The sequence below is a fragment of the Actinomyces bouchesdurhonensis genome (assembly GCF_963540955.1).
Lineage (GTDB): Bacteria > Actinomycetota > Actinomycetes > Actinomycetales > Actinomycetaceae > Pauljensenia > Pauljensenia bouchesdurhonensis.
In genome coordinates, this window is the sequence record NZ_CAUTSL010000022.1 from 1 (window position 1) to 26,256 (window position 26,256).

24 protein-coding genes and 1 tRNA gene are annotated in these 26,256 nt (G+C 65.1%); 9 read left to right on the forward strand and 16 right to left on the reverse strand.

The features are described from left to right. Positions 1-369: 369 nt before the first annotated feature. Positions 370-1,056, forward strand: coding sequence for a hypothetical protein (locus RYL44_RS05245; protein ID WP_314975310.1), 687 nt, complete (start codon positions 370-372; stop codon positions 1,054-1,056). A gap of 537 nt (positions 1,057-1,593) precedes the next feature. Here the strand turns inward: RYL44_RS05245 and purL are convergent. From purL to RYL44_RS05305, 12 genes are all read right to left on the reverse strand, one after another. Further along, positions 1,594-3,951 carry a phosphoribosylformylglycinamidine synthase subunit PurL gene (purL, locus tag RYL44_RS05250; RefSeq protein WP_314975311.1) on the reverse strand — a complete coding sequence of 786 codons (2,358 nt, stop codon included), beginning with the start codon at positions 3,949-3,951 and terminating at the stop codon, positions 1,594-1,596. Positions 3,952-4,020: 69 nt separating this feature from the next. Beyond that, entirely contained in the window at positions 4,021-4,728 is a 708-nt protein-coding gene (gene purQ / locus RYL44_RS05255) for a phosphoribosylformylglycinamidine synthase subunit PurQ (RefSeq protein WP_314975312.1), read from the reverse strand. Next, positions 4,725-5,006, reverse strand: a complete 282-nt coding sequence (gene purS, locus RYL44_RS05260; protein WP_009647366.1) for a phosphoribosylformylglycinamidine synthase subunit PurS — start codon at positions 5,004-5,006, stop codon at positions 4,725-4,727. Before purS ends, purQ begins: the two co-directional genes overlap by 4 nt. A 63-nt stretch (positions 5,007-5,069) precedes the next feature. Continuing rightward, on the reverse strand, positions 5,070-6,071 hold the full coding sequence (locus RYL44_RS05265) for a phosphoribosylaminoimidazolesuccinocarboxamide synthase (protein ID WP_314975313.1): 1,002 nt from the start codon (positions 6,069-6,071) through the stop codon (positions 5,070-5,072). Positions 6,072-6,093: 22 nt separating this feature from the next. Continuing rightward, a complete protein-coding gene (purD, locus tag RYL44_RS05270) occupies positions 6,094-7,428 on the reverse strand; it encodes a phosphoribosylamine--glycine ligase (RefSeq protein WP_314975314.1) in 1,335 nt (444 codons plus the stop codon). Between the two features lie 92 nt (positions 7,429-7,520). Further along, complete coding sequence (locus RYL44_RS05275; protein WP_276740186.1) at positions 7,521-8,507, reverse strand: tetratricopeptide repeat protein; 987 nt, start codon at positions 8,505-8,507, stop codon at positions 7,521-7,523. Continuing rightward, the gene (locus tag RYL44_RS05280; RefSeq protein WP_073982949.1) at positions 8,497-9,525 is read right to left on the reverse strand and encodes a vWA domain-containing protein; all 1,029 of its coding nucleotides are present in this window, start codon (positions 9,523-9,525) and stop codon (positions 8,497-8,499) included. Before RYL44_RS05280 ends, RYL44_RS05275 begins: the two co-directional genes overlap by 11 nt. Position 9,526: 1 nt before the next feature. After that, positions 9,527-10,546 carry a vWA domain-containing protein gene (locus RYL44_RS05285; RefSeq protein ID WP_073982950.1) on the reverse strand — a complete coding sequence of 340 codons (1,020 nt, stop codon included), beginning with the start codon at positions 10,544-10,546 and terminating at the stop codon, positions 9,527-9,529. After that, positions 10,543-11,031, reverse strand: coding sequence for a hypothetical protein (locus RYL44_RS05290; RefSeq protein WP_073982951.1), 489 nt, complete (start codon positions 11,029-11,031; stop codon positions 10,543-10,545). Before RYL44_RS05290 ends, RYL44_RS05285 begins: the two co-directional genes overlap by 4 nt. Further along, entirely contained in the window at positions 11,021-11,914 is an 894-nt protein-coding gene (locus RYL44_RS05295) for a DUF58 domain-containing protein (protein ID WP_073982952.1), read from the reverse strand. Before RYL44_RS05295 ends, RYL44_RS05290 begins: the two co-directional genes overlap by 11 nt. 42 nt (positions 11,915-11,956) lie before the next feature. Continuing rightward, positions 11,957-12,946 carry an AAA family ATPase gene (locus RYL44_RS05300; protein WP_129582499.1) on the reverse strand — a complete coding sequence of 330 codons (990 nt, stop codon included), beginning with the start codon at positions 12,944-12,946 and terminating at the stop codon, positions 11,957-11,959. A gap of 207 nt (positions 12,947-13,153) precedes the next feature. After that, the gene (locus RYL44_RS05305) at positions 13,154-14,992 is read right to left on the reverse strand and encodes a phosphoenolpyruvate carboxykinase (GTP) (RefSeq protein WP_314975315.1); all 1,839 of its coding nucleotides are present in this window, start codon (positions 14,990-14,992) and stop codon (positions 13,154-13,156) included. A gap of 371 nt (positions 14,993-15,363) precedes the next feature. Here RYL44_RS05305 and RYL44_RS05310 point away from each other — a divergent pair, with 371 nt between their 5' ends. From RYL44_RS05310 to RYL44_RS05330, 5 genes are all read left to right on the forward strand, one after another. Then, the gene (locus RYL44_RS05310) at positions 15,364-15,996 is read left to right on the forward strand and encodes a DUF47 domain-containing protein (protein WP_314975316.1); all 633 of its coding nucleotides are present in this window, start codon (positions 15,364-15,366) and stop codon (positions 15,994-15,996) included. A 3-nt stretch (positions 15,997-15,999) separates the two neighbouring features. Next, a complete protein-coding gene (locus RYL44_RS05315; RefSeq protein WP_314975317.1) occupies positions 16,000-17,064 on the forward strand; it encodes an inorganic phosphate transporter in 1,065 nt (354 codons plus the stop codon). After that, on the forward strand, positions 17,064-17,492 hold the full coding sequence (locus RYL44_RS05320; protein WP_314768386.1) for a septum formation family protein: 429 nt from the start codon (positions 17,064-17,066) through the stop codon (positions 17,490-17,492). Before RYL44_RS05315 ends, RYL44_RS05320 begins: the two co-directional genes overlap by 1 nt. Positions 17,493-17,672: 180 nt before the next feature. Continuing rightward, positions 17,673-18,131, forward strand: coding sequence for a septum formation family protein (locus tag RYL44_RS05325; protein ID WP_276740094.1), 459 nt, complete (start codon positions 17,673-17,675; stop codon positions 18,129-18,131). A gap of 275 nt (positions 18,132-18,406) precedes the next feature. Further along, positions 18,407-18,934: a septum formation family protein gene (locus RYL44_RS05330; RefSeq protein ID WP_276740091.1), complete on the forward strand. Its 528-nt coding sequence runs from the start codon at positions 18,407-18,409 to the stop codon at positions 18,932-18,934. 47 nt (positions 18,935-18,981) lie between these two features. On the opposite strand, the gene RYL44_RS05335 is transcribed toward RYL44_RS05330, so the two are convergent. Beyond that, positions 18,982-20,196: an NUDIX hydrolase gene (locus RYL44_RS05335; RefSeq protein WP_314975323.1), complete on the reverse strand. Its 1,215-nt coding sequence runs from the start codon at positions 20,194-20,196 to the stop codon at positions 18,982-18,984. A gap of 114 nt (positions 20,197-20,310) precedes the next feature. Next, positions 20,311-20,940: a hypothetical protein gene (locus tag RYL44_RS05340; protein ID WP_276740089.1), complete on the reverse strand. Its 630-nt coding sequence runs from the start codon at positions 20,938-20,940 to the stop codon at positions 20,311-20,313. 30 nt (positions 20,941-20,970) lie between these two features. Here RYL44_RS05340 and RYL44_RS05345 point away from each other — a divergent pair. The 3 genes from RYL44_RS05345 to RYL44_RS05355 all read left to right on the forward strand — a co-directional run bounded on the left by RYL44_RS05345 (position 20,971) and on the right by RYL44_RS05355 (position 24,659). After that, positions 20,971-21,042, forward strand: a tRNA-Lys gene (locus RYL44_RS05345). A gap of 67 nt (positions 21,043-21,109) precedes the next feature. Next, entirely contained in the window at positions 21,110-23,278 is a 2,169-nt protein-coding gene (locus RYL44_RS05350; protein WP_314975318.1) for a PfkB family carbohydrate kinase, read from the forward strand. Between the two features lie 136 nt (positions 23,279-23,414). After that, entirely contained in the window at positions 23,415-24,659 is a 1,245-nt protein-coding gene (locus RYL44_RS05355; protein WP_314975319.1) for a multidrug effflux MFS transporter, read from the forward strand. A 312-nt stretch (positions 24,660-24,971) separates the two neighbouring features. On the opposite strand, the gene RYL44_RS05360 is transcribed toward RYL44_RS05355, so the two are convergent. Both RYL44_RS05360 and msrB read right to left on the reverse strand, forming a co-directional pair. Beyond that, the gene (locus RYL44_RS05360) at positions 24,972-25,844 is read right to left on the reverse strand and encodes an EamA family transporter (RefSeq protein WP_314975320.1); all 873 of its coding nucleotides are present in this window, start codon (positions 25,842-25,844) and stop codon (positions 24,972-24,974) included. Next, on the reverse strand, positions 25,841-26,245 hold the full coding sequence (msrB, locus tag RYL44_RS05365; RefSeq protein ID WP_314805486.1) for a peptide-methionine (R)-S-oxide reductase MsrB: 405 nt from the start codon (positions 26,243-26,245) through the stop codon (positions 25,841-25,843). The genes RYL44_RS05360 and msrB overlap by 4 nt, the downstream gene beginning before the upstream one ends. Positions 26,246-26,256 lie beyond the last annotated feature (11 nt).

Genomic DNA, 26,256 nt, shown 5'->3' on the forward strand with positions numbered 1-26,256 from the left:
CTCCTCATCGCAGGAGGCCTAGACGCCTCCACCCACACTCAACTCTGAAGAGCCCCTTATCCCGGTTGCACGAGAGAGCATGCCGGGCGGGGGTGTATCGCCGCGTCGGTTGTCTGTACACGTCGTTGACGCGGAAAATGAGCGGACAGCGTCGGGGCCCGTGAGACGACCCTCGAAGGCCTCTGGCGCCATGGCGTTCTCGTCGGAGGCTCCTTCGGACAGTTCGTCACACCGGTGCGAGACGCCCGGACTATCGCGCGAAACGAGCATGATCGGCACGCCTGTATTACTACTAATACCTAAGTTGACAGACCCTTCCCGGGAATCTATTCTCAGAGCAATTCCTCTCCAGTGAAAGAGAACACAACGATGTTTCACTCTCCATGTACCGGGTCCAAGCGCCGCGCAGCCATCATCGCCGCTGGCTTGTCGCTCCTGCTGGCGGCGTGCTCGCACGCCCCCAAGCCGGACGCCACGCCCACCCCTACCGCCACCCCGGAGCCCACCACGGCCTCGCCGAGCCCGACGGCCACGACACCCTCTCCTACCCCGCCCGCGTCGATCGCGTCGCCGACGCCGAGCGCGATGGCCAGCAAGTCCCCCGAGTGGAACCCGACGCTGGACCAGGCGGTCGCGAAGGAAAGATGCGGAGCCCGTTCATACTCCTGGGAAACTCTTTCCGAATCCGACGATGTCTCGGCCATCGCGCAGAAGACCTACACCAACGGCTTCAAGTGCCACATGGAGTATTCACTGGATGAAGGTTCCGTTGAGCTCCTCGTCCCCAAGGATGCCAAAACCTTCACCATCACAGCGGGCCAGTCGGACTACTCGCGGGACACGAACGTCACGGTGACCTTCGAGATCAGCGACCCCATCTCGGACAAGGTCCTCGATTCGGCGTCCCTACGCCTCAACGAGGCGAAGGAGTTCAGCATCGACGTCTCGTCGGTTCCGCGCCTGAAGATGAAGGCGCTCGTAGAAGCAGCACCCGGAGAGAGCCGCAAGAGCAACATTAGCATCACTGTCATCTGGGCAGACCCGAAGTTCTCGTAGGAGGACGCTTCCACGGGGACGACACTGCCGCCTCATCGACCCGGCCCCGACATGAGCAACGCGGGTGGAGAGAGGACACGCGTGTTGGTCGAGGCTCAGTCCCAGACATCGTCGAGGGCTGCATCGTCGAGGGCTGCGTCATCGGAACTAGCGGGTTCGCGTCGACGACTGTGCCGGTGGGTAGCAGGTCACAGTCCAGACAAATTTCGCACGTAATTTCCCTCGGTCATTTTTCGAGACCACCCGAAAACGTTGCAATTCCAACGACCTGAATTCAATATTTGAAATACTTGCGAGGGAATTACGTGCGACATTGCTGAGTGTTGAGCAAGGCAGGGGAATTACGTGCGACATTGCTGAGTGTTGAGCAAGACATGGGAATGACGTGCAACATCGCCGAGTGACGAACAAGACAAGGCAACACACAGCAACACAAGCCCCACCAGTGCGAAGGGCGCCCGGAACACCAGCGGCACCGCACAGCGAAGGGGCGCGGGCCCTCAGGCCCGCGCCCCTAGGTGCTCGATCAGACGCAACTCAGAAGTGCTTGCGTCCCGTCTCGCTCAGCTCACGCAGCTCGTCGATCGAGGCGATCCAGCCGCAGCCCTCACCTTCGGCGGCGAGCAGGTCGACGCCGCTGATCGCGAGCATGTCGCCACCCGTCGTGCCGATGCGCACGGCGTCCACGCCCTCGGCCTCGGCGGCCGCGAACACGGCCTTGACGGCCGCCTCGGGCACCGCGACGAAGGCGCGGGCCTGGGACTCGGACAGGAGCATCTCGTGGTCGCCGACGCAGTCGCGGCGAGCGGCCCCGGCCACGTCGAAGACGCCGCCGATGCCGAAGCGCAGCGCGGAGTCCACGAGGGACTGCACGAGGCCGCCGTTCGACAGGTCGTGTGCGGCGCGCACGAGGGGCCGACCGTCCGGGCCGTCGGCGGCGCTCAGCGCGCGCACGACGTTACCGAGGGCCACCTCAGCCTTCAGGTCGACCTCGGGCGGCAGGCCGCCCAGGCGCGAGCGGGCGACGCGCGCCCACGCGGACCCGTCGAACTCCTCGCGGGTGGTGCCCAAGAGGATGACGGCGAGGCCGTCTTCGGTGAAGCCGGAGGGGTTGGCACGCGTCACGTCGGGGAGGATGCCGAGCATGCCGATGACGGGCGTCGGGTTGATCGACGAGTTCGGCAGGCCCTTCTCGGTGCCCGACGAGTTGTACAGGGACACGTTGCCGCCGGTCACGGGGATCTCCAGCTCGATGCAGCCGTCCGCGAGCGCGGTCATGGCGGTCACCAGCTGCCACATGGCATCCGTGTCTTCGGGGTTGCCGAAGTTCAGGCAGTCCGTGATGGCGACGGGTTCGGCGCCGACGACGGCGACGTTACGGTAGGACTCGGCGAGGGCCTGGCGGGCTCCCGCTGCCGGGTCGAGCTTCGTGTACCAGCCGTTCGCATCGGTCGACAGAGCGACGCCGAGGCCGCTTTCCTCGTCGATGCGGATGACACCCGCGTCGTCGGGCTGGGCCAGGGCGGTGTTGCCCTGCACGTAGCGGTCGTACTGGTCGGTGACCCACGCCTTGGAGGCCTGATTAACGTCGGAAAGGACGGCGCGCACGTCGGCGATGAGCTCCTCGCGCGTGGCGGGGCGCGCAAGGTCCTCGGAGGTGGCGGCCTGCAGTTCGTCCTGCCACGCGGGGCGCGCGTAGGGGCGGTCGTAGACGGGGCCCTCGTGGGCGACGGTCTTCGGGTCGACGTCGACGATCCGGTGGCCGTAGTGGTCGATGGTGAGGCGGCCGTCGCCGGTCAGGTGACCGATGACGGCGGCTTCGACGTCCCACTTGTCGATGATCTCGAAGAAGCGCTCGCGATCCTTGGGGGTCACGATCGCCATCATGCGTTCCTGGGACTCGCTCATGAGGATCTCGCCCGCGGTGAGCGTGGGGTCGCGCAGGAGCACGTTCTCGAGGTCGACGTGCATGCCGGAGTCGCCGTTGGAGGCCAGCTCGGAGGTCGCGCACGAGATGCCGGCGGCGCCCAGATCCTGGATGCCCTGGACGACGTCGGCCTCGAACAGGTCGAGGCAGCACTCGATGAGGACCTTCTCCATGAAGGGGTCGCCCACCTGGACGGAGGGGCGCTTGGCGGGCATGCCGTCTTCGAAGGTCTCGGAGGCGAGGATGGAGGCGCCGCCGATGCCGTCGCCGCCGGTGCGCGCGCCGAAGAGGACGACGAGGTTGCCTTCGCCGGTCGCGTTCGCCAGGTGGATGTCGTCGTGGCGCAGCTTGCCGATGCACAGCGCGTTGACGAGGGGATTGCCCTGGTAGGAGGGGTCGAACTCGGTTTCGCCGCCGATGTTGGGCAGGCCCAGGCAGTTGCCGTAGCCGCCGACGCCGGAGACGACGCCGTGGACGACGCGCGCCGTGTCGGGGTGGTCGACGGCACCGAAGCGCAGCTGGTCCATGACGGCGATCGGGCGGGCGCCCATGGAGATGATGTCGCGGACGATGCCGCCCACGCCGGTGGCCGCTCCCTGGTAGGGCTCGACGAAGGACGGGTGGTTGTGGGACTCCACCTTGAAGGTGACGGCCCAGCCGCCGCCGATGTCGACGACGCCGGCGTTCTGGCCCATGCCGACGAGGAGGTTCTTCCTCATGGCGTCGGTCGTGCGCGCGCCGAACTGCTCGGCGAGGTGCTTCTTGGAGGACTTGTAGGAGCAGTGCTCGGACCACATGACGGAGTACATGGCGAGCTCGGCGTTCGTGGGTCGGCGCCCGAGGATGTCACAGATGCGCTGGTATTCGTCCTCTTTGAGGCCGAGTTCCTTCCAGGGCATGTCCTGGTCGGGGGTCGCGGCGGCGTTCTCGACGGTGTCGGGCAGCTCGCGGGTATTTTCGGAGGTCATTCGTGTTTCCGTTCGAAAGATCATGGACGAGGCCGGGGCGCCCTCACGGGAGAGGGCGCGGTGGCGTCGTCAACCGACGAGGGATGCGAGGACGGAGTGGAAGATGCCCAGGCCGTCGGTGCCGCCGTGGTGGCTGGCGCCGTCGGGGCCGAGGGAGAGCGGGCCGAAGCCGGCCTCGGTCGCGTGCTCGGGGTGGGGCATGAGGCCGACGACGTTGCCCGCGGCGTTGGTGACGCCCGCGATGTCGTTGGCGCTTCCGTTGGGGTTAAAGTCAACGTAGCGGAACACGACGCGGCCCTCGCCCTCAAGGCGTTCGAGCTCGTCGGGGGAGGCCTGGAAGTTGCCTTCGCCGTTCTTCAGGGGAACGGTGATGGTGTCGCCGACGCTGTAGGCGCGCGTCCACGCGGTGTCCGCGTTCTCGATGCGCAGCACCTGGTCGCGGCACAGGAACTTCTGGTGGTCGTTACGGATGAGCGCGCCGGGCAGCAGGTGCGACTCGCACAGGACCTGGAAGCCGTTGCAGATGCCCAGGACGGGCAGGCCTCGTCCGGCCTCGCGCACGATCTCGCCCATGACGGGGGCGGTCGCGGCGATCGCACCGCAGCGCAGGTAGTCTCCGTAGGAGAATCCTCCGGGGATAACGACCGCGTCGACGCCGTGCAGGTCGGCGTCCTTATGCCACAGGGACACCGCCTCGGCGCCCGCGATGTCAACCGCGCGGGCGGCATCGCGATCGTCGAGGGTGCCGGGGAAGGTGACGACTCCGACGCGGGTCACTGCGCGCCTCCCGCGTAACGGGCGTCGGCCTCGTCGATGGCCTCGACGCGCACGACGTCCTCGATGATCGGGTTGGACAGGACCTCTTCGGCGGCCTTGCGGGCCTGGTCCAGGAGCTCGTCGGTGACGGGACCGTCCACGGTCAGGTGGAAGCACTTCCCCTGACGCACGGCCTCAAAGCTCGTGATTCCGAGCCTGGGCAGCGCCGAGCCGACGGCCTTGCCCTGCGGGTCCAGGATCTCAGGCTTCGGCATCACTTCCACGATGATTCGCCCCACGGCGTTCCTCCTTGTGTTGTTGGTGAGGATCCCGCCGCGCACCTCGCCCGGCGGGCACGTTGGTTACAGGACCGGGTCAACCCCGGTGAGTCGGCGATACGCCTCAACGTATCGGGCGGCGGTCGCTGCGGCGACAGCGTCGGGCAGCGCGGGCGGGTTCTGCCCGGAGGCGCGGTCCCACCCCGACTCCTCCGAGGTCAGCCAGTCGCGCACGTACTGCTTGTCGAAACTCGGCGTCACCTGGCCCTCAACCCACCGGTCCGCAGGCCAGAAGCGCGAGGAGTCGGGGGTGAGAATCTCGTCCGCGAGCACGATCGCGCCCGTGGACACATCGATACCGAACTCGAACTTCGTATCCGCGATGATGATGCCCCGCTCGGCGGCAATGTCTCGAGCCTGACGGTACAGGGCAATCGACAGGTCACGGATCGCGGTCGCGTACTCCTCGCCGATGCGTTCCACCGTCTGTTCGAAAGTGATGTTCTCGTCGTGCTCACCCAGCTCGGCCTTAGCGGCCGGCGTGAAGATCGGCTCTTCCAGGCGCGAGGCCTCGGTCAGACCCTCGGGCAGGGCGATGCCGCACACGGAACCCGACTCGCGGTACTCCGCCAAGCCGGAACCCGTCAAGTAACCGCGCACGACGCACTCAATGGGAATCATGTACAGGCTGCGGCACACGACCGCGCGCCCGTCCACCTCCGCAGGAACCGTGAAGCGCGTGGGTTGCGCGCCCTCCAGTGCACGCGAGGCCTCAGCCGGAGCCTTTGTGCCAACGGCCAGCAGGTGGTTTTCCACGAGGGGACGCAGCTTGCCCATCCACCAGATCGCCAGCTGGTTCAGGACCGCGCCCTTACCGCGAATCTCAGTGGGTAGCACGTAGTCGTATGCGCTGATACGATCCGACGTCACCATCAGCAACGCCTCAGGGCCAGCCTTCGCGTGGCGAGGGCGCCCCACCGCCGGCGACGCTTCCGGCGCGGAACCCACCACGGCCTCGTCAGGAGCGTAAATATCGCGGACTTTCCCCGAACTCAGGGGGGTCCAACCGTGCAGGGAGGTGGGCATGATGCTCCTCAATGTTGTGTCGTTAGTCAAGAGTGACGGCCAGGTCGGCGGGCCACGTCGCGATGTCGCTGCGGTGTTGTTCACCAGCGAAGTGGATGAGGTCGACGCCCCGGTAGGCGAGCGCCCGCGCCTGGTCGAGGGTGGCCGCGCGGGCGACAACGTCGAGGACTCGTCCGCCGGAGTTCACCAGCGCCAAGGTCGGCTCGAAGCCGCAGCATCCGGCAGCGACGTCGGCCGGGTCGTCGGTAATCTGCTCGGAGGTGCCGGCGTGAATGACGTGGACGCCCGCCAATGCTTCGGCCGCCTCAATGCCGGTGATCTCGTGGCCGGTGTCGGTGGGACCCGGGTAGCCGCCCGAGGCCATGACGACCGTCACGGCAGCGTCATCGCTCCACACGGGGGCGGGCACCTTGGCGAGCGTGCCGGTGGCGGCCGCGTACAGGATGGGGGCCAGTGGGGAGTCGAGGCGCTCGAGGACCACCTGGGTCTCCGGGTCGCCGAAACGCACGTTGAATTCGACGACGCGGATGCCCTTCGAGGTCATCGCGAGGCCGCAGTACAGGAGGCCGCGGAAGGGGGTGCCGCGCCGGGCCATCTCGGTGACGACGGGCTGGGCGACCTCGTCGACGATGCGCTGCGTGGCTTCCTCGGGCAGCCACGGGAGGGGGCTGTAGGCGCCCATGCCGCCCGTGTTCGGGCCCTCGTTGCCGTCGCCCACACGCTTGAAGTCCTGGGCGGGCTGGAGCGGCACGACGGTCGCGCCGTCGGCGAAGCAGAAGAGGGAAACCTCGGGGCCGTCGAGGTAGTCCTCGATGACGACCGCTCCCCCGTCGCGCGCCAGGCAGGCGCGCGCGTGGTCCGAGGCCTGGGCGCGGTCGGTGGTCACGACGACGCCCTTGCCGGCGGCCAGGGCGTCATCCTTCACAACGTAGGGGGCACCCAGGTCGTCGAATGCGGCCTCCACCTGGTCCATGGAGGTGCAGGTGAACGCGCGGGCGGTCGCCACGCCGACGTCCGCCATGACCTGCTTGGCGAAAGACTTGGAGGCCTCCAGGCGGGCCGCGTCCCTCGTCGGGCCGAAGACCGGAATCCCGTAGTCGAGGACCGCGTCTGCGACTCCAGCGACCAGCGGGGCTTCGGGGCCGACCACCACAAGGTCGACCTTCTCTGATGTCGCACGCCGCACAACGTCCTTCGGATCAAGCGGATTCATCGTGAGCGAACGACCCAGCTTCTCCAGCGCAGGATTGCCCGCCTGGACGACCAGCGACACCGGCTGCTCAGGAGTGGACGTTCGAAGCAGCGCACGAGCGATCGCATGCTCGCGACCCCCGTTACCAACGAGAAGAACCTTCACAATTTAAGCCTATCTATGTTTGAGTGCATTACGGGCCGACACGAGCCGATATGGGCACACCTCACAGCGTCCGTGAGACACGCGTCCACCGCTCACCAGGCACCGTTCGGGTTTCCAGAGCGCTTACTGTCGTCTTGATCCCGACGCTTTTGTTCGCGCTCCCCGTTTTGGTTCTGCAGATCCTGACGACGCTGCTTCTGCTCCTCATTTTCACCCGCGTACGGGTCGGGCGTCGGGCTGGCGCTAGGAGACGATGTCGGACTCTGGGAGGGTTCCGGCTCGTTATTATTTGTGCCGTTCTGCGGATCCTTGTTTTGCTGGTTCGGGTCCTCCCCGTTCTTCTCCTGTTCCGTGTCTTGCTTCTTCTGCTGGACGCGGTTCTTGTTTTCGTTTGCGGGGTTGTCGGAATCACCAGACTGGCCCTGACCGCCGGACTGGCCCTGGTCACCGGACTGATTGGACTGGCTGCCACCGCCGCCGCCTGCGGTCTGGCAGGGCGAGATCAGGTCTTCAGCCTCCTGGTAGGAATTAATCGCATCATCCAGAGAGCCACCCTCACGCAGAGCGTCGGCCTGGATTTCAATGCCGATACCCAGGTTGACGCGCACGCGGCACTCGTAGGAATAGGGTTCGAGACGACCAGGCTGAACCTCAACAGCCTTAGGCACCAAGTCGTAGGCGGTGCGCAACTCATTCACGCCATCGTCGACCGCGTCCTGACGCACCAGGGTGGTCCCCAGGTTGTAGTGAGCAACCCAACGCTCGACGCCAACTGAAGTCCATGCCATCTGTCCCTCGTATCCGGCCTGCGCGGCTGGGTACTCCCCGTTGGTCCAGTGGGCCAGCGACGAGCGTGACCACAGGGTCATGCCGATTAGGTAGGCGGAGGCTGCCAAAGCAATCACGAGGATCGGAATCGAGTACCACAGGGGACGCAAGGCGCGGGGTGAACGCTGAATCTTCTGGTTGCCGGAAGTGGCCTGCGCTAGCTTGGCGCGCACCGACGGATCGACGGTGTCCGCTTGGGGGGCACCGAAGGGCAGCAGGTCTTCTTCGCGTGTGGAATTCTCAGATTGCATGGGAGTTCCTCAACTGTTGGGCCCGCAGCGACAGGGTTGCACCCTCCCACGCGAGGAGGCCACCGAGGATAAGCGCAAAGGGCCAAATGATGTAGCGGTACGTAGATTGCATGTTGCGCGCCTCAGCAATTGTCGAGGCCCCCTCGAGGACATCGTTCGCGTACGACTCGATCGCCGACTTGTCGGGAGAGTGCACATAGCTGACGCCGATGCGAGAGGCGACATCTTGCAACGCGGCCTCGTCGATGCGCGAAATGGCGACGGGATTGCCCGGCTGGGAGGAGTCGTGAATGTACTCATCGCCGCTTTGAGCGCCGGAGTCTCCCAGACGCAGCACCTTCATCTGGCCGCCCTCCGAGGTGCCATAACCGATGACGAGGCCACCGTCGACGTACTCCTTGACGGCATCCCAGTCGCTCGGGTCCCCACTGGGAGCGCTGGACCAGTGATCCTGGTTCGACGTCTCCCCGTCAGAGAAGATAAAAACGGCGCGAATATTCTGGGGGTGGCGTTCCTTGTTTTTCTTCAGGAGCGTGAGGAGTTCCTTGGCAGGGCGGTTGATAGAAGAACCCTGCGAGGACGCCGACAGCTCACGGTTAAAACTCTCCATGTATGCGTTGACGGCAGAAGCATCGGTCGTCAGCGGCATGTCGGTATGGACCTTCGAGTCCCACGACAGGATCGAGAAACGCGAGCCGGTGAGGACGCCCATCAGCGTACCCACGTCGTTACGTACGCCATCGATGCGGGGCTTGACGCCATCCCAGTCCTCAGCGGCCATCGAACCCGTGCGGTCAATCACAAAGTACACCTCGAGCGTCGAGGCAACCTCCACCGCCTGGCCGGGGATGGAGGGACCCGCACCCATGATGACGACGGTCACAACAATGAACGAGCGTCGAATCACGTCGCTGACTCGCCTGCGCACCGACCGTCGGGCGGACAGGAACACAAAAGCGGCCGCGACGAGGGCAATGAGGATCAGCAGAAACAGGTTGATAACGGGGTGAAATACCATGTCAGAGCCTCCCGAAGGCAAGCATTCCCAGCAGGGACACGACGCCAAGGAGCGTCCACCCCAGGGCGGAGGTCGGGCGATCAGTTTCCAGCATCTTGCCAGCCGAGTCGAGGTCTTCCTTCTGCTCAGCCTCGATCTGCTGAACGACAGAGTCGACGGATGCGGGCGAGGACGCATCATAGAAGTCACCACCCGTGGACTGCACCTGATCACGCAGTTCCACGGCCTCGGTCGACAGCGCCGTCATCGAACCGGGGTACAAAGCCGTGACCGTCACCGCCTGACTCTTCGCGAACTCAATCGCCTCAGGCAGCGTGTAGATACCCGATCCGAGCACCTCGTTATCGGTGGCCAGCAGAATCGTGCGCGACCGCGCCTTGTCCGTGTGGTCAAAGCCGAGGACGCACGAGGCAAGGCCGTCGCCGACCAGCGACGCTCGTTCCTCGTCCGGGTCAGCGAACGTCGGCTCCAGGTAGTCAATCAGCTCTTGCGAAGCGGAAATATGCCCACCGATCTGCGAGAAACCCTTGTCGATGACGTCGGACATGTCCGTGAGCACATCGTTGGCCATCTCGTAGTCATCCGTCAGCGGGAACATCGTCATCGAGTAGGCGTTCCACAGCTGCAGCGAGATTCGCTCACCCTCGAAGTGTGAAATGATCTGCTTGAACGCGTCACCAATCTTCGAGTCGTAGGGAAGCATCGACCCCGATGCGTCGAGGCAGATGACGATGTCTCGACTCGAGGACTTATCGTGCTTGACGTAGCGGTCTACGGGCGCGCCCGCAGACACGGACGTCGCAATAACCGCAATCATAAAGCACACGCACGCCATCGCCAGCGACGCGCGAGTGCGACGCACAAGAGCCTGATACTTGGGCAGCCCCCGCAGGAAACCGGTGTTCGCAACCCACCCCTTCTTACCCGAGCGTTCACCCGCTCGACGTGCACGCCACCATCCGAGGGCGGTCGCCGCGACCACCACCAGCAGGACAATGGGAATTAACCACCAAAACCTCATACGTTTACCGCCTCCACGGCCATGGTCAACACGTTCGTGACAGCCTCATGCGAAGGCTGGCCCGCAGGGATGTCATCCCCCGTGAAACTGGGGATCTCGCACGCCTGAAGGACATCGGACAGGCCGGGCCACACGGGGACAAGCCTGCGTACTTCCTTCACGGTTGCAACCTCGAGGTCACGACCGGTGCGCTCCGTACCGAGGGCACGCATCAGGCCTGCAAGCGCCAGATGCACGCCGCGCGCATCCAAGTCACCGTCGGCGTAGCGATCCGCAATCTGATCAATGTAGGTCAGGTACTTTTTACGGCGCGCATCCGTGATCGTCTGCAGCTCCATGACCTCGCCGATGCGCGAAGTCCACCACCGCCACAGTGAGTAGATGATCCACCCGATGACGGCCACAAGGATCGTCACGCCCAAGACCCACATCCAGTTTGGATACATGACAGGATCCTGCAAGTATTCTTTAATGTCACCGGACATGTGATCCCCTTTCGAGAGCACGCATGAGCGCGCGGGGTACCTCAGCGCTGGATGCCACGTCCACGTGGATGACTCCCCGCTTGTCAAGCATTCGGGTGACCGCCGCGCGGCGCGCAGCCATAACGTTGTTTGCTTCGCCTGACAACTGAGAGTCGCGCAGCAGGAAGTCCGGCAGCGGACCCTCGTTGACGTCGACGACGTCCGTGCCCTTGTCGAGGCTGGTCGGGTCGATGTCCGCGACGCATATCTGTATGACCTGGTGGCGTACGCTCAGGGATTTGATGAGGTCGTCTGATTCCCTCGACGGCGTGGGCTGGGTCGCGTCCGTGACGATCACGAGGAGGCTGCGCCTGTTCGTGACGGTCCTCGCCCGTGCCAGGAGCTTGGGGACGTCCGAGTGCGGCGAGGTCAGAGTGATGTCTTCCTCGATACGGCGCAGCACAGTTTCGGCGTGCGCGTTACCGGAACGTGCGCGCATGAAGCGCACGCGCTTGGAGTCGCCAGCGACGAGGCCGATCTGGTCTCCTCGGGCGACGGACAGCCAAGCAATGGCCTCGCACGCGGCCAAGGCAATCTCTTCCTTCGTCTCTCCAGAAGGCGCGAGAGCGCCCATTTCACGACCGGTGTCCACGACGAGCATGACCTGCACGTTCGCCGTGGCCTCGTGTCGCTTGATGACGGGCGAACCTGTGCGAGCCGTGGCCGCCCAGTCGATTTCGCGCACGTCGTCACCCGGCTGGTAGGGGGCCAGGTCCATGAACTCCCAGCCGCGCCCCTGCCGGAGAGCGGAGTGCTGACCGTCCATGATGGACAGCAGCTTTCGCATGACGGGCAGCTGGATGCGCGTAGAGAGCGCGTGGATTTCGCGCGAGCGTACAGGCATGACGTTCCTTCAGACGATCGACTGACGTGGGAGCGGCGTTCGTTACGGAACGGGGACCGCGTTGAAGACGGCGTCGATGAGGCCCTCGATGGACACGTTGTCGGCCAGGGCATCGAAGGTGCGGATGATGCGGTGACGCAGGATGCCGTAGCGCATGTCCTTGATGTCGTCGGGCATCACGTGGTTGCGACCGGCCATGAGAGCGAGAGCCTGGGCGATCTGCATGAGCGCGATGCCGCCACGCGGGGAGGCACCCACGCGCACATGCTTGTTCCAGCCGGGCAACGGGTTCGGACCCGCACCACGCGTCGTGTTGATGATGTCGACGATGTAGGCCTTGAGCGTGTCGTGGACGAAGACGCGGCGGCGCGCTTCCTGGAGGGTACGCACGTCCTCGAGCGTGATCGGGACGGCGTCGGCTGGGGTTGTCATCTGGCCGGAATCGATGCGGCTGAGAACTTCGAGTTCCTCAACGGGAGTCGGGTAGGTGATGACTTCTTTCAGGAGGAAGCGGTCCATCTGGGCCTCGGGCAGAACGTACGTGCCTTCTTCCTCGATGGGGTTCTGTGTCGCCATGACCATGAAGGGGTTGGGCAGCTTATGGTTCACGCCGCCGATGGTGGTCTGGCGTTCCTGCATGGCTTCCAGCATGGCGGACTGGGTCTTCGCAGACGATCGGTTGATCTCGTCCAGGAGCACCATGTTCGCGTGGACAGGGCCGAGCTGAGTAACCATCTCGCCGCGCTCCTGATTCCAGATCTGGGAGCCGACGATGTCGTTAGGCATCAGGTCGGGGGTGCACTGAATGCGGCGGAAGGTTCCAGACACAGCCGACGCGAGGGTCTGCGCTGCTGTCGTCTTGGCCAGGCCGGGAACGGATTCGACCAGGACGTGGCCGCCGGCGAGCAACGAGGCGATCAGCGCGCGGCGTAGCGCTTCCTGGCCGACGACGGTGTGCTGGTAGATGTTGGTCATGCGATCGAGCAGGCCCTTAGCGTGGGCGAGCTCGTCATTCGTCAAGTAGTTGGGCACGGACTCTCCTTGCGTGCGCGGTCGGATGCCCTCCCAGTGTAGCCCGACGCGGCCCATCTGACACAACCCGGTCAGTTTTCGCACACCTAACCACGACGCCGCCAGGAGCGAGACGGGCAGGCCCAGAGCCTGTTAGACACGCGAAGGAGAGCAGACATAAAGGGGCGGGCCCCGGAGTTACCTCCGGGGCCCGCAAAGCCGCATCAATCAGGCCTGCTTCGCGGCGGCGATACGCGCGCGGAACTTGGCCAGCTGCTCGGTAATGGCGGCGGGGAGCTTGTCACCGAACTGCGAGAAGTACTCCTCAGTGTCGTCCATCTCGGCGGCCCAAGCATCAGGGTCGATCGCGAAGAGCTTCGCCCACACGGTCTCGTCGATGTCGAGTCCATCGAGGTTGAAGTCCTCGAACTTCGGGTAGCGACCGGTCACACCGTCAATGGCCTCAACCTCGCCGGCGGCGCGGCGAACGATCCAGTCCAGGACGCGGGCGTTGTCGCCGTAGCCGGGCCACATGAAGTTGCCGTCTTCATCCTTACGGAACCAGTTGACCTGGTAGACCTTCGGGAAGCCCTCACCGAGCTTGTCCTGCATCTCCAGCCAGTGGCCCCAGTAGTCGGCCATGTTGTAGCCGCAGAAGGGCAGCATGGCGAAGGGGTCGTGACGCAGCGAGCCGGCCTTGACGTCGGTCGCGGCAGCGGTGACCTCGGAGGCCACGGAGGCGCCGATGAACACGCCGTGGGCGGGCTCGTACTGCTCGGCGACCAGCGGGACGTTGGTGGCGCGGCGGCCACCGAAGAGGACGGCGTCAACCGCGACGCCCTCGGGGGCTTCCCAGTCGGGGCAGATGATCGGGCACTGCGAGGCGGGGACGGTGAAGCGGCTGTTCGGGTGAGCAGCCTTCTCGCCGGACTCGGGGGTCCAGTCGTTGCCATGCCAGTCGATCAGGTGCGCCGGAACATCACCGTCAATGCCTTCCCACCACACGTCGCCGTCGTCGGTCAGGGCGACGTTCGTGAAGATGGAGTTGGCCTTGCCGGTCTCCATGGCCATGGGGTTGGTCTTGTAGGAAGTGCCGGGGGCAACGCCGAAGAAGCCGGCCTCGGGGTTGATGGCGCGCAGGCGACCATCCGGGCCGGGACGCATCCACGCGATGTCGTCGCCGACGGTCTCGACCTTGTAGCCGGGGATCGTGGGCTGGAGCATGGCGAGGTTGGTCTTGCCACAGGCCGACGGGAAGGCGGCGGTGACGTGGAACTGCTGGCCGGTGGACTCGCGGGTCAGGCGCAGGACGAGCATGTGCTCGGCCATCCAGCCGTCGCGGCGGGCCATCGTCGAGGCGATACGCAGGGCGAAGCACTTCTTGCCGAGCAGCGCGTTGCCGCCGTAGCCCGAACCGAAGGACCAGATCTCGTTGGTCTCAGGGAAGTGGGTGATGTACTTCTCATCATTGCAGGGCCAGGTCGAATCTTCCTGACCGGGCTCGAGAGGAGCGCCGACGGAGTGGACGGCCGGAACCCACACGCGGCCCTCGTTGATGAGATCCATGGCAGCAGCACCCATACGAGTCATGATGCGCATGTTGGTCACAACGTAGGGGGAGTCGGTGATTTCAACGCCGAGCTGGGAGATGGGGCCACCCAGAGGACCCATGGAGAAGGGAACCACGTACATGGTGCGACCCTTCATGGCACCCGTGAACTTCTCGTGCAGGGTGGCCTTCATTTCCTTGGGGTCTGCCCAGTGGTTGGTCGGACCCGCATCCTCTTCCTTCTCACAGCAGATGAAGGTACGCGACTCGACACGCGCAACGTCGGACGGCTTGGAACGAGCGAGGAAGGAGTTAGGACGCTTCTCCTCGTTGAGCTTGGTGAACATGCCGCTTTCGACCATCTGCGAGGTCAGGCGGTCCCACTCTTCCTGGGAGCCGTCGCAGAACTCAATGGCGTCAGGGGTGGTCAGCTCGGCGATTTGCGCAACCCACTTGATGACATCTTCGGGAGCGTTGGCCGGAGCCGCCGCACGCACGTCCTGTTCGGTCACGGACATTTTGCCTCCTGAGGCATTTCGGATTGTCGAGGCCGCAATACGCGTCCCCGATTGACAGAATCAATCATGCCGGAACGTTTGCCCGCGCCTGCGGGCGCTTGGTCCCGGTCACACTCCAATCGTAGTCGAACCAGTCACATGCCGCCCGGTCGGCAGGGACCTTCTGCCCATCCACAAGGGGCAACATGCCCCACTAGCGCACCAAGGCCTCGCGAATGGGACCGAAGGATAACAACCCGACCATCCCGTGAGATACAACACGACCATTGGGGTCACAAAAGCGCATCTGAACTTGAAGTGTGCCCACCCCATGACCGACGATTACAGGTAGCACAACAGTGCCGTTCACCATTGGAAGGACCGAACACACCATGGGATTCCGAAACAAGACCCAAGGCCCTGACTTTTTTGAAGACTTCACCTCCCAGGCCCGCCAGCTCGTGCAGGCCGTCGAGTTCCTGACGCACATCTACGCCGCCTCCCCCGAGGAGCGCATCGCCCTGCGCGACCAGCTCCACGAGGTCGAGCACCGCGGCGACGAACTGAACCACGACATCGTCCAGCGCATCAACTCCTCGTTCATCACGCCCTTCGACCGCGAGGACCTGCAGTCGCTGGCGTCCCACCTGGACGATTGCCTCGACTTCATTGATGAGGCCGGCGATCTTCTGGTCGTCTACGGCATCGCCGACATCCCCTCCTCCCTGGTCTCCCTGCTGAACACGCAGATCGAGGTCATCAAGAACTGCGCGGATATGACCGCGGCGAACATGCCCAAGCTGAAGTCTCCGGTGGACATGCGCGACTACTGGATCGAGATCAACCGCCTCGAGAACGAGGGCGACCTGGCCTACCGCCGCACCCTGACGGCCCTGTTCGACTCGGGCCTCGACCCGGTCACGATCATCAAGCTCAAGGACATCGTCCAGGGCCTCGAGTCCTGCGCCGACGCATTCGAGGAGCTGGCCAACATCATCGAGTCCCTCGCACTGAAGGAATCCTGAGCCGTGGATCTGAATCTGATCCTCGTCTGCGTCGTCATCGCCGTCGCGCTGTTCTTCAGCTACACGAACGGCTTCCACGACGCGGCGAACGCGATCGCGACCTCCGTGTCGACGCGCGCGTGGACACCCCGCGCCGCCCTGCTCATGGCCGCGGCAATGAACATCATCGGTGCCATGATGGGCACCGCCGTCGCGAAGACTGTCGGCTCTGGCATCATCGAGATCAAGGGTTACGCCGAGTCCACCACGCCTGAAATGCAGCAAAAGGGCCTGGTCATCATCCTGGCCGCCCTGTTGGGCGCGTGCATCTGGAACCTGATCACCTGGTGGTTCGGACTCCCGTCGTCCTCCTCGCACGCCCTCATCGGCGGCATGGTCGGCGCGGGCCTCCTTAGCGGCACCACGGTGTTCTGGGAATGCATCGTGGATCACGTCATCATCCCGATGTTTGCCTCGCCCATCATCGGCTTCATCATCGGCTACATCGCCATGAAGGTTGTCCTGTGGCTGCTGCGCAAGGCGCAGTATCACCGCACGATGCGTCGCTTCCGCGCCGCGCAGCGCATCTCCTCGGCTGCGATGGCCCTGGGCCACGGCATCCAAGACGCGCAGAAGACGATGGGCATCATCATCATGGCGCTGATGGCGGGCGGTTACGGTGAGCACCACAACATTATCGATCCGATCACCCACGAAATGAACGTGCCCCTCTGGGTGAAAATCTCGGGCGCTCTGGCGATTTCTCTGGGCACCATGGCGGGCGGCGGGCGCATCATGCGCACGATTGGTCGAAAGATCATCGACCTGGATCCGGCGCGCGCTTTTACAGCCGAGGCCGTGTCTTCCTCGATCCTGTACCTGTGCTCCTACGTCGTCCATGCTCCCATTTCCACGACGCAGGTCGTCTCCACGGCGATCATGGGCGTGGGCTGCACGAAACGCTTCTCTGCCGTGCGCTGGGGCGTTGCAGGGAACATCGTTATCGCGTGGTTCCTGACGTTGCCGGCAGCGGCACTCGTGTCAGCCATCGTATATCTGCTCGTGGCACTGCCTCTGGGGGTCCACTAGTGGCTTCCCGTCGCCTCGTCGGCCTGGTCGCGGCCCTCGCGCTTCTCGTCCCGCTCGCCGCATGCTCGGATTCGTCCGTCATGCACATGCGGGTCGGCCAGTGCATTGTCCTTCCTGAGGGCGAGACCGCGACCACGGTTGAGACGACCGGCTGCACCCGCGAGCACGACGCCGAGGTCTTCTACGTGACCTCCGCCGATGACGGGGACTTCCCCGGCGAGGTTGAGTTGAACAAGCAGGCCGAGTCGGTGTGCATCGCTAACTTCGAGGACTACGTGGGGTCCAGCTACCTGTCGTCCAGCCTCGATGCCACGTGGATGATCCCGACGAAGGATTCGTGGGCGCATTCGGACCGGGCGATCGTGTGCCTGGCCCGCCCGCTGGATCACTCCTCACTGAAGGCAACTGTTAAGAAGTCGGGACTGTAGCCGCTGTCTCACGTTCGCCCCTGGGTGGTGTCCGCATGATCAGGCGGACACCACCCGCCTTCTTTACCGAGTGGCACGATGGTTGTTATAGTGTTCCAGGCGACAGGTTCCGTTCGGTTTCCTTCTCCCCAATGTGGCGGTCAATCTGACGTCCATCATCCCATCTCATTTAGGAGCATCATGTCCCACGCTATGCGTCCCGCGCTCGTTCTCGGCGCTTCGGCTGCCATCTTGAGCCTCGGCCTGTCCGGCTGTTCTGTTCTGTCTGCTATCACGAACCGCACCCACAGCACCAACTTGAAAGTCGGTCAGTGCATCCAGGTCCCGGATGGCTCGACCGTCTACGACGTTGAGCTCAGGGACTGCTCGAAGGAGCACACCGGCGAGGTCTACTACATTGAGAAGATCACCGACGCCACGCTGCCTGACCAGGACGAGATGGACCAGATGATGGAGGATGCCTGCTTCGACAACTTCAAGAGCTACGTCGGCAAGTCCTACTCCGAATCGTCCCTCGAGGTGACTGCCATGTACCCGACCGAGCAGACCTGGGCCAAGGGCGACCGCGACATCGTCTGCGTTGCGCTGCCGGGTGACTCGACGACGCTGTCTCGATCTGTGAAGGACTCCAACATGTGACCGGCGCCTGTGCGCGCTGGTGGCGGCCCGGCTTTCGCCGGGCCGCCACCATTATTAGGTCGGCGTTTCCTTGACTATCCGACTGCACATGGGAGGCACGCCACACTTTTTATCAATCTGTCAGTATTGGCGCGAATATCCCGCTGGCGTAGGTGATACCCCGGGCCGCGCACGGTCGGCGTTGTTATATAGTTGGCGCTGCGATGCGGCAAGCAAACGGGCCTCGCGCCGCGTTTGCCTCGTACTTGCCGAGGCATCTCAGCCTAAGGAGAATCATGTCTGAAAACTCATTCACGTCCACCATGGCGCGCCCTGTGCTTATCCTCGGCGCAACGGTCGCCATCCTGAGCCTGGGTTTGTCCGCCTGCTCGGTGTCATTGTCCGGTGCCCGCAAGCCCTCGGATACCTCTCCTACTCGCACTCCTACGCCCACGTCTTCCGCAACGACGAACGACTACGTACCGCCCAGGGTCGGAGAATGTTTCCAGTACGCATCCGACGATAACAGTGACATCACCATCGTCGATTGCAACCAGCCTCACGACGCGGAGTACTTCCACATCTTTGATTTCTCGGGTGACGCGTTCCCGTCTGATGACGAATTTGACGACGAGAGCGACGAAATCTGCGGACTCATCTTCGAATACTACGTTGGCAAGCCTGTCGCGGACTCCACCGTGGACTACTCGTGGTACGTCCCGACGCAAGAAACCTGGACGAACGGCGACCACACCGTCGAATGCTATGCGTTCGCCAAGAATGACAGTAAGCTCACCCGATCGGTGAAGGACTCCAACATGTGACCAGCGCCTGTGCGCGCTGATGGCGGCCCGGCTTTCGCCGGGCCGCTTCAGTGTTTCTTGGCGGTCTTACGCGGCTGAGCTGCGGGGTTTTTGGTGGTCACGCCGTGTGTCTCAAAGGCAGCGACAACGGGACCGTCGGCTCCGCGTTCCACGTGAGCGACCAGGATTTGGCCGTGCTTAAGGGAGGGCGCGTCGCCTCCGGTGACGGCGCTCGACCCGTAGGCTCGCAGTTCCTCGATGATGAGGTCGCGCGCGCTTCCCGTCGCGGACAGCAGGGTCGTGCCGGAAGGTTCGGCAAGGCGTTGCGCCGCGAAGGCACGCACTCGACCGGCTCGGGCCTGCGCGTCGATGAGCCCCGTGGCCTCGGACGAGGTGTCGAGGGCCGCCACGAGCGTCACTGAGTCCCCTCCGACGCTCGCCCACGGTGCGAGGGCCTGGCGGGCGCGGGCGGACGGGGACGCAAAGGCGGCATTGACGCCGAAAGCGCTGAACAAGTCGATGAGGTCGAAGGCCTGGCGCACACCGAATCGTCCGAGGGGTGGATCGATGGGACGGGCGGTAGTCTCGGCCTTTCGGGACGAGGCCTGCTGCACCTGCGCTGCCCTGCGCGCCGCAGCTGATGCGACGATCGCGGGGGTCGGCGCGAGACGAGACTTGGGGGGTGTGGGTACGTTGAGCGTGGTCCGCTGCGCGGGTGCGGAAGCGGAGGTATCCTCAGGCGCGTCGGCGGGTCCGGGTCGTAACACGATAATCGTGGAGGTGATAAGGCGGCCTTCGATCGCGCGGGCGACGAGGTCGGCGAGGAGCCGACGGTCACCTCGACGCGTGAGCATGTCAGCGGCCGCGTCGGGGGTCGCCCAGGTGGTCTGGTCGATTTCGGTGCGAGGCGCGCGGGCAACGGGGGCGCGCAGGCGCGCGGAGACCTCACCGGCGGGCAGGGGCGTGCCCACCCAGTAGTGCACTTCCTTAGTGTGTCCGCCTCCCAGGCGGTAGCGCTGGGTTGTCAGGGGTGCTCCCAGGGTGATGAGGTAGCCGGTTTCTTCTTCGACTTCGCGCACGGCGGCAGCGACCAGGGGTTCACCGTTTTCTGTTTTGCCTTTGGGCCAGGACCAGTCGTGGTAGCGGGGGCGGTGGACCATGAGGACTTCGATGTCGGCGGGGTCGATGTTTTCTCCGGGGACGGCGACGCGCGCGTGGTCGGCGAAACGCCAGACGAGCGCGCCCGCGGAGCGAACGAGTCGCTGGGGGCGTGGGGCTGGCATCGGACGCATAGGGACCAGGGTAGTCGCCTCGCGCCGCGCTTGCCCTGGTGGGCGCGTCACCGTGACCAGGTCGCGGCTCGTCAGGCGTGATTGTGGCCGGCGGGGATCGGCGGCTTAGTCGAGGGTGCCGACGGAAGCTTCGCGTGCGGCGGTGTCGAGTTCGTCTGCGGTGGCTAGGAGTGCACTGTGTCGCATGGTGACTCGGTGGGCGAGCGGGTCTGTGGGATCTTCGATCCATAGGGCCCCGGCTTCACCGGCGGCGAGGACGCGCATGGCGCGCGATGCCTGGGCGAGCACGTCTTCAAGGTCGTCATCGGTGAGGTCGCCGCGCAGCAGGGCATCGACCTCGTCCATGATGAGGTGCAGGGGCCGCAGCGCGACGGGGGCTTCGAGGCCCTGGATGATGGGCGCGCGCGAGCCGTCGGCATAGCGGGCTTCGACCAGGTGCGGATCGCGGTGGTACCACTCGTGGAGCAGGTAGAGGCGCCACAGCGCGCCGGGGAGCGTGAATTCGGGGCTGCGCGACCAGACGTGGGCGATGGTGTCGATGCCGCGAGCGCGCACGGTTTCCCGCAGGCGCGCCACGTCCTCGTCGTTGAAGGTGTCGTCGCTGATTCCCATGAGTGCCCACGCGGCGGTGTGTGCGACGGCGGCGAGGGAGGCGGGGTCTTCGTCGCCGACGATCGTCTCTGCCCGCGCGGCGTCGAGCATGGCTGGGCGGCGTGGGGTGTTCGATTGGGCCATAGGGACCGCTTCCTTCTACAATGGGGGCATGGGCCTATAGCTCAATGGTAGAGCAGCGGACTTTTAATCCGTAGGTTGGGGGTTCGAGTCCCCCTGGGCCTACTGTTCGCCTCGGGGTCCTCCGGGGCGTTTGTGTTATGTGGGTGATGGCCCGCGTTGGGAGGCGATCATGGATCCTCGTTTGTCGCGCGCGTACGGTGCTATGGGTGGGTTGGCGCTAGGGGATGCGCTGGGAATGCCGACGCAGGCGTTGTCTCCGGCGCAGATCCGCTCGATGTATGGGCGTATCACGGGTCTCGTGGATGCGGACGAAAGTCAGCCGTACGCGCCGGGGATGCGGGCGGGGTCGGTCACCGATGACACGGAGCAGGCGTTGCTGATTGCTTCTCTCCTGGTACGAGGCCGTGGCTCCTCGTCGGGTCACGCGCGCCTGGATGCGAGTGAGTTTGCCCACACGTTGTTGGCATGGGAGGACTCGATGATTCAGCGCGGGTCGCTCGATCTGCTGGGGCCGTCGACGAAGGCAGCGTTGGAGCGTGTGCGCGCGGGGGAGGACCCGCTGCAAGTGGGCGGGGAGGGAACGACAAACGGCGCGGCGATGCGGGTGACGCCGATCGGCATCGCGGTCTCGACGGCCAATCCGAACATTTTCGCGGAGGCCGTCTGGTCATCCTGCCAGGTCACGCACGCGACGCGTCAGGGCTTCCGCTCAGCGGCGCTCGTCGCCGCTGCCGTGTCCCTGGGGATCGACCGGCCGGGAACCTCCGCCGAGGACATGACAGCCCTGTTGCGGCGAGCCGTGACCTATGTCGAGTCCCTTCCCGCGCGCGGCGCGTGGAGTCCAGAGCCTGACGTCGCTGCCGCCACGCGGCGGGCCTTGCTGCTGGCATCCACCCCGGCCTCGTCGTCCCTGGAGTGCCTCGTCGAGCAGGTGGGTACGTCCGTGGCTTCAGCGCAGGCTATCCCCATGGCCTTCGCGCTCCTCGCGCGCGACCCCTCCCCGCGCGCCCTGCTGGACGCCGCTAACCTGGGCGGCGACACCGACACGATCGGCGCGATCGCGGGGGCAATCCTGGGCGCTTCACTCGGGGTCGAGGCTTTCAACGAGGAAGACCTCATCCAGGTCGAGGATGTGTCCCGTCTCGACCTGCGCTCCGTGGCCACAGACCTGCTGGCACTGCGCGACAAGTCGTTTAGCATGTCGGGTACGGATGACGTGGCGACGACCGGTGACCGCTGCGATGCGAGCGCCGCGACGGCTTCGGAGGATCAGGATAAGAGCACGCCGGGCGCGAACCCGACCGTGGCCGCGGACCCCGAAACCACCACCCCGGCAGGCCGAGTTGTCCTCATGGGGCAGATCCTCGTGGACCTCGCTGTGCGCGGCGACGCCCTTCCGGGGCCCGGCGGCGACGTATGGGCCACTGACGAGGGGATGCACGTGGGAGGGGGCTTCAACGCGCTGGCGGCGGCGCGACGCATGGGAGCCGAGGCCATCTCCCTCAGCCCGATCGGCGAGGGTCCCTACTCCTCGCTCATTAAAGAAGCGCTGGCACGCGAGGGGATCACGGACGCGGGGCCTCGCGTCGCCCGAGTCGATAACGGGTTCTGCATCGCGTTCACGGATCGTACCGGCGAGCGCACCTTCATTTCTACGAGGGGCGCGGAGACCATGGCTCCCGCAAACGCGTGGGCTGATTTCGTGCGAACCATGACTCCTCGTGACGTCCTCTACGTCGACGGTTACCTCATGGACCACCCCGCGAACAGGGAAGCCGCTGAGGCTGCGCTGCGCGCCCTGCCCGAGGGCGTGCGCGTGGTTCTGGACGTCTCCCCCGTCATCGGGATCCCGGATGGCTTGCCGACACGCGACGTCATCGTGTCGATGAACCACAGGGAGGCTCAAGAGATCGGGGAGCGGATGGCCGATCGGAGCCTCCTCGACCAGTGCGCGCGACCGCTCGGGGCCGCCGAGGCCGTGTGCGCCGCGATGCGCCGCCCCGTCGTGGTGCGCGCGGGAGCGCAGGGCGCATATTTCCTTCGTCCCTCGGTGGCTGCCACGAATGCCCGCGACGAGGATGCGACCCACGTCCCGACGCCTCGCGTCGACGCGATCGACACAAACGGCGCGGGCGACGCCCACTCCGGGGTGCTGGCGGCCTCCCTCGCACAGGAGATCCCCGTGGAGAGGGCGCTTCTCCTCGCCAACTGCGCGGGCGCGCTGTCCGCGACGGTCGTCGGGCCGGCCTCGTGCCCGACGCGCGAGGAGATCGAAGCGGCGGCGAGCGCGCTGGAGGAACAAGCGGACGCGCTGGAGGCAAGCGCCGAGGAGGCATGAACCTAGGGGCGTGAACCGAGGGGCGTGCGCGTCACCGGAGCTCATGTGTGCACGTCAGCCCCCTGCGACTTGCGAGATATGTCAACTATTCAATCAAATTGCCCATGATGCGCCTCGGCTGGCGCATAATCGCATCATGGTGAAAGACAAGACCCCTGATCAGGGCGGCATCGTCGGCGGAGCACTCACCGTTGCCCTGCTGATCACGCTGGCCGTACAAAACGCTGTGCCCCCGATGGCCACAGACATGTACTCGGCCGCATTCCCCCAGATCACAGCGGACCTGGCAACGAACTCGACGATGCTCGGGTTCACGCTCACCACCTTCTTCGTGGGCTACGCGTCCGGCCAGGTCCTGGGCGGAGCAATCTCCGACCAGATCGGGCGTCGCCGCCCCATCGTCACCGGCGGCATCATAGCCCTGATCGGATCCATGATCTGTGTGTTCACGCCGAACATCTGGGTGCTCCTCGTGGGGCGAGTCTTCCAGGGCCTCGGCGGCGGCGTCGCCTCGTCGGTGGCGCGCGCGATCCTCGTCGACGTCGCGCACGGCAAGACGCTGGCGCGCGCAATGAGCCTCATCCAGGCGATCGTCGGCTTCGCGCCGATGCTCGCCCCGGTCCTCGGCGCGTTCATCATCACGCACGCGACGTGGAGGGTTGTTTTCTGGGCGCTCGCCGCCTTCACGCTGCTCATGGCGGCCCTCGCCTGGTTCGTCGTACCCGAGTCCCTGCCCGAGGAACGCCGCCACCCCGGCGGTATCCCCAGGTTCTTCCACGGCCTCGTCCAGGTCGTGCGGATCCGCCCCTTCGTGGGCTTCATGCTGGTCAACGCCTTCTCGAGCTTCTGCATGTTCGGCTACATTTCAAACGCCACCTACGTCCTCCAGGGGCCGCTGGGACTGTCGGCGATGGCCTTCGCGTGGGTCTTCGCGTTCAACGCTCTGCTGTCGACCGGCTTCGCGGTGGTCAACGTGCGCCTGATCTCGCATTTCACGCCACGCACGCTCATCATCACGGGCCTGACGATCGCCGCGACCGGCGTGGTGACGCTGGCGGTCTCAACGTTCCTCCTCGACCTGCCGCTCATTCCGACGTGCGTGGGCTTCGCGCTGGTCATGACGGCGAACGCGTTTATCTTCGGCAATTCCGGCGCCCAGGCCATGAGCGAGGCGCGCGAGCAGGCGGGCACGGCCTCGTCCGTCATGGGCGTCTTCCAGTCCCTTGCCAACGGCATCGCCGCTCCCCTAGCAACCTCGGGCGGCGACAGCGCCGTGCCGATGGTACTCGTCATGATCGTCGGCTCCGCCGGCGCGTGGTTCGCGTTCTGGGTGATCGCCCGCGGCGGCTCTCACACGCCGCGCCAGCTCAGCCTCGACTGAGGGGCCACCGGCGCGTCGGAAATAGGATCACCGCGCCCTGGCAGCCCCGCACATCCGGATAGGTAACGCACATCCGGATAGGTAACGCACATCCGGATAGGTTATTAACCTATCCGGATCGTCATTTCCTATCCAGATCGTCACAACCTATCCAGAACGCGCGCCTCATCGCGAAGAATTCAGAAGAATTCAGCGGACGGTGCCAGCTTTCATAGCCTGCCGCGACTACTAGGGGCGCTCAAGCAGCACACCCACATCACCCCGCGCTCGGACTCAGCTCTCAGTCGCGCCTTACTCGTACCTCGCAGGGCCCTACTCGCGCGAGGCTAACCACACTGCAGCCGACACCAGGACCAGGCCGATCAACTCAAAGACGCCGGGAATCTGGCGCAGCATAACCGCGCCGACCAAGGCGGATGTCGCAGGCAGGATCGCAGCAAACAGCGCGAACGTCGGCGCCGCCAGGCGACGCATCGCGAGGGCCTCAAACGTGTAAGGAATCGCAGTTGACAGCAGGCCCACACCGATGACGATTGCGATCAGCTTCCACGAGGCCGTGGCCGCCATCGCCCCCCGCCCCAGGAAGGGCGCAAAGAAAAGAGAACCCCACGCGCATCCCAACGCTAAGTTCGTGACCCCGTCGCGCGTGGTCGACGCCCGCTGACCCACCACAATATAGGCGGACCAGGCGAGGGCCGCGAGGAGGATCCAGGCAACGCCGACGCGCACGCTCGAGCGCGACAGGTCGAGAGCGAGTCCTCCAATGCTGGCTACGCCTGCGAACGCGAGGACCGCGGCGACGCGCGGTCGCCAGCCGCGGCCTCGAACGACGGCGACGGCGACAGGGCCAACAAACTCGATGGAGACGGCTGTGCCCAGGGGAATGCGCGCGATAGCCTCGTAGAACGACGAGTTCATCGTGAGGATGATGATCCCGAAGAGCGCGGAGATCGCCAGGTCCGAGACTGTGAGGCCGCCGCGCCACGGGCGCTTCCACGCGAGGAGAACCACCGCGCCTGTGAGGACGCGCCACCACGCAACGGAGGCAGGTTCGACCGAGGCGAAAGCGACGACCGCGAGCGCCGCGCCGACGTACTGGATGAGTCCGGAGCCGACGAGGAAGAGTTGAGGCGGGACACTGTCGGCGACAGTGGTGACGCCGGGGCGCCGGGAGGGCGCTTTCACTGGGCGGGCGCGAAGGTCAGGGCCGCCGAGTTCATGCAGTAACGCATGCCGGTGGGCTGGCCGGGGGCGTCGGCGAAGACATGACCCAGGTGTGAGCCGCAGGTCGCACAGCGCACCTCGGTACGGGTCATGCCGTGACTGGTGTCGACGTGCTCGGTGGTCGCCCCTTCGTGGGTTTGGAAGAAAGAGGGCCAGCCGCACGAGGAGTCGAACTTGGTGTCCGAGTCGAAGAGCTGGGAGCCGCAGGCCGCGCACGAGTAGGTGCCGACGCGCGCCTCGTTCAGGAGTTCACCGGTGAAGGGGCGCTCCGTGCCCGCCTCACGCAGCACGTGGTAGCGCATGGGACTCAGGAGTTTCTTCCATTCGGCGTCGGTGCGGGCGGCGGGGTCGGTTGCGTTCATGCGTCCATTGT